At 53.3% G+C, this 574-nt stretch carries 1 protein-coding gene; it reads right to left on the minus strand.

Annotated elements, in window-relative coordinates:
• Positions 1-574, minus strand: a 574-nt coding sequence (locus Q675_RS36330) for an MBL fold metallo-hydrolase (RefSeq protein WP_023012143.1), incomplete at both ends; no start/stop codon positions are given.

Genomic DNA, 574 nt, shown 5'->3' on the forward strand with positions numbered 1-574 from the left:
CGCGGTTTTAGTGATAATCTCCTCCAGATCCTTTTCTGGATCGGTTTCACCATGGGTGCGGTCGCCGTAAGTGGATTCACACACCAAAACATCGGCATGGCTGATGGGCTCTGGTGGGCGCATGATGATGTCGTCCTGGCGCCCGACATCGCCACTGAACACCACGGTGCGGGATGAACTCTTGTGCGTAACGTGAACGCAGGAGGAACCCAGGATATGCCCGGCCGGAGTGAACTGAACCTCAAAGCCCTTCACCGGCTCGAATTTCTCGTGGTAGTGCAGGGATTCAAAGTGCTTCAGGGCTTCCCAGGCGTCTTTTTCGGTAAACAGAGGTTCCGGTTTTTCGTGCTTTGAGAACTTTTTCCGGAAGGCGTACTTGGCATCCTCTTCCTGAAGAAACCCGGCATCGGGCAGCAGTACTTTGCAGAGCTCATGAGTGGCTTTGGTGCAGTAGATCTTGCCTTTAAACCCGTTCTTGACCAATGCAGGAAGGTAACCGGAATGGTCAATGTGCGCGTGGGTAAGCACCACCGCATCAATAGTTGAAGGATCTACCGGAAACTTGGCCCAGTTT

It is taken from the genome of Marinobacter sp. EN3 (assembly GCF_000475315.1).
GTDB classification, from domain to species: Bacteria; Pseudomonadota; Gammaproteobacteria; order Pseudomonadales; family Oleiphilaceae; genus Marinobacter; species Marinobacter nauticus.